This window comes from Kocuria sp. ZOR0020 (assembly GCF_000800955.1).
Classification (GTDB): domain Bacteria; phylum Actinomycetota; class Actinomycetes; order Actinomycetales; family Micrococcaceae; genus Kocuria; species Kocuria subflava.
In genome coordinates this window covers 1-3423 of record NZ_JROX01000280.1, presented here as the reverse complement: position 1 = coordinate 3423, position 3423 = coordinate 1, and the positions used below count along the sequence as shown (strand labels likewise).

Sequence of the window (3423 nt, the reverse complement as noted above, 5' to 3'; positions counted from 1 at the left end):
TGGACACCACTTTCGCTGCCAAACGCCAACGCTTCCTGGCAGAACAGGGCTACTCCTATCGGATCCTTGACGCTGGGGCGCTGCCGGCCGTCGTCGTCGATCCCGAAACCCCCACCGCACGGTCAGAGGAGAACTGAACCAGTGGCCAAGCTGTACTTCCGCCACGGAGCCATGAACTCCGGGAAATCCACGGCACTGCTGCAGGCCGCCTTCAATTACGAGGAACGCGGGCAGCGCGTGCTGCTGGCCAAAGCGCAGGTGGACACCAAAGGGAACGCCCAAGTGCTCTCCCGCCTGGGCATTTCCCGTGCCGTGGATCTGCTGATCGCCCCGGACGACGACGTTCGCGCACGCTTCCAGGCGTTGGCCAGCGGGACCGAGCCCGAGGCACTGGTGGGCAATGTCCAGCTGCCGCCGGTGGCGTGTCTGCTGGTGGACGAGGCACAGTTCCTGACGCCTGAACAGGTGGAGGACCTGCTGCGGATTGCGGTGCTGGACGGTGTGCCCGTGCTGGCCTACGGGATCCGCACCGATTTCCGGACCCACTCCTTCCCAGGATCGGCCCGGCTGCTGGAACTGGCTCACTCCCTGGAGGAGTTGAAGACCATCTGCCGCTGCGGACGCAAGGCCATGTTCAATGCCCGTAAGGTGGATGGCCAGTTCGTGTTCGCCGGTGATCAGGTGGCGATTGATGGTGAAGTGAACTACGAATCCCTGTGTGGGGCCTGCTATTTGCGCTTCTCGGATGGGGTCTTGGGCTGAGCCTGACCCCACTGGCCATCACCGCGCACCGCGCAGTCGACACACAGACGGCGCATGAGACCGTCACAGTTGGCTCACAGAAAACGTGGAGAGAATCAAACACGTGAATACCAAGACTCCTGAAGCAAAACTGCTGGTTGTTGATGATGAACCCAACATCCTCGAATTGCTGGCCACCTCCCTGCGCTTTGCCGGGTTCGACGTCGTGACGGCTGCCAACGGCCGTGACGCCATCACCAAGGCTGAGCAGGAGAACCCGGACCTGGTTGTTCTGGATGTCATGCTGCCTGACCTGGACGGCTTTGCGGTAACCCGCAAGCTGCGCGCAGAGGGCCGCACGTTCCCCATCGTGTTCCTGACCGCCAAGGACGACACTGACGACAAAGTCCAGGGCCTGACCGTGGGCGGGGATGACTACGTCACCAAGCCGTTCAGCCTGGATGAGGTGGTGGCCCGCATCCGCGCCGTGCTGCGCCGCACCCAGCCCGCCGAGGACGACGACTCCCGCCTGCGCGTGGATGACCTGGTCCTGGACGACGACGCCCATGAGGTCTTCCGTGGTGAACGTGAAATCGACCTCTCCCCCACCGAGTTCAAGTTGCTGCGCTATCTGATGCTCAACCCCAACCGGGTCCTGTCCAAGGCACAGATCCTGGACCACGTGTGGGAGTACGACTTCAACGGGGATGCCTCCATTGTGGAGTCCTACATCTCCTATCTGCGCCGCAAGATCGACAACGATCCCGAGCTGCCGCCGCTGATCCACACCAAGCGCGGTGTGGGCTACCTGCTGCGCACGGCCAACAAGTACTGATTTCCCGCGTGAGTGACCCGGCCCGCTTGTGTGCCGGCGTCGCATTGAGGGGACGGGACCGCCCATGGAGACTCTGGCTGCCCGCTGGCGAGCGTCATCACTGCGAACACAGCTGATGGCGCTCACCGGCATGCTGTTGGCCGTGAGCATTGTGGTCACCAGCTTTGTGGCCATCTCCGTGCTGCGGGATTCCTTGATCAACTCCATTGACGAGAACCTCCAGGGATCCCTGCATTCCGTCTCCACGGCCTTGATGTCTGAGATGACCGGCAGCCCCACGGAAACCGTTCCCCACCGGGGTTACCTGCTCTCATCAGATGGTGAGGTCATGGCCCAGGTGGATGCCACGGGGCGTAGCACCACGGATGTGACCACCCAACCGGATCTGTCCCGCTTCACCCGTGACATGGCGGAACAATCCGGGCAGATCGGCATGACCGTGCCCTCCGCTGACGGTGCGGAAGGCTCCTGGCGGGTGGTGGCCGCACCGCAAGCACGCACCACCTACACCGTGGTGGTGGCTGAACCGCTGGGGGACACCGACGGGTTGGTTTCTGCCATCACGCTGCTGACCCTGAGCTTTGGTGCGGCCACCTTGATTGCCGCCCTGGTGGTGGGGTGGGTGCTGATCACCCGCGCATTCCAACCGTTGAAGAAGGTGGAACAGACCGCCGCCAAGATTGCCGAAGGCGACCTTTCCCGCCGCATGGTGGGTTACAACTCGGAAACTGAAGTCGGCCAGTTGTCCATGTCCTTGAACAGGATGCTCGGGCACATCGAGGACGCCTTTGACGCCCGCAAGAGTTCGGAATCCAGGCTCCGGCAGTTCGTGGCGGATGCCTCTCATGAGCTGCGGACCCCTCTGGTATCCATCCGTGGTTACTCGGAGCTCTACCGCCACGGAGCGCTGCGCACCGAGGACCAGGTGGGACAGGCCATGGGCCGGATCGAGGCAGAGTCCACCCGCATGACCCAACTGGTGGAGGACCTCCTGTCCCTGGCCCGGTTGGACAACAAACGCGAGTTGACCACCTCCGACGTCGACCTCCTGGTCCTGGCCCACGACGCCGCCGCCGACTTTGCCGCTTCCAGCCCGGACCGCAAGATCACGGTGACCAATCTGGATGACGGCCCTGCCACGCCTGTGTGGACCCGGGCCGAGGAGGCCAAGCTGCGGCAGGTGGTGGCCAACCTGATGACCAATGCCGTGCGCTACACGCCCAAAGGCAGCGACCTCCAGATCCTGATCGGGTCCGTGCCCGTGGCCGGTGTTCCTCACGACCAGCGTCCCACCATGCCGGAATCCGGCCCGGGCCCCGAGCGCTTGGCGCAGATCAAGATCCGCGATCATGGCCCCGGCATCAAGGGCGCGGACCGGGCCAAGGTTTTTGAGCGGTTCTACCGTGCTGACACCTCCCGCACACGGGAGACCGGTGGTACGGGCCTGGGCCTGTCCATTGTGTCCGCCGTGATCGAGCAACACGGTGGCACCGTCACCTTGGAAGACACACCCGGTGGTGGCGCCACCTTTGTGGTGTCACTGCCCAGCGACACCAACCCTGAGCCTCCTCCGGAGACGCACGACGACATGCCGCTGGCTGTTGGTGTTCCTGCTCAGACGCCAGAGTCCCCTACGCCCGCGACGTCGGCGGCCGTGTCCAACGAACCGTCACCGGTTCCGGAAGACACCGGCTCCACATCCACCGCTTCCGTGCCCGTGGAGGACGCGGACGAGTCCCGGACCAACACGTTCGCTCCCGAACCTGAGTGGGATTCAGGGCCGCCCACGGAGGACGATCTCCCGCCCATCCCAGAGATTGATGACGACGACCCCGACATCATCGACG

At 63.9% G+C, this 3423-nt stretch carries 3 protein-coding genes; all 3 read left to right on the top strand.

The features are described from left to right. The first annotated feature begins 141 nt into the window (after positions 1-141). On the top strand, positions 142-762 hold the full coding sequence (locus tag L979_RS13005; protein ID WP_047692629.1) for a thymidine kinase: 621 nt from the start codon (positions 142-144) through the stop codon (positions 760-762). 103 nt (positions 763-865) lie between these two features. Continuing rightward, positions 866-1576: a response regulator transcription factor gene (locus L979_RS13000; protein ID WP_047692631.1), complete on the top strand. Its 711-nt coding sequence runs from the start codon at positions 866-868 to the stop codon at positions 1574-1576. Between the two features lie 64 nt (positions 1577-1640). After that, positions 1641-3423, top strand: a 1783-nt coding sequence (locus L979_RS12995) for an ATP-binding protein (RefSeq protein ID WP_156125596.1), incomplete at its 3' end; no start/stop codon positions are given.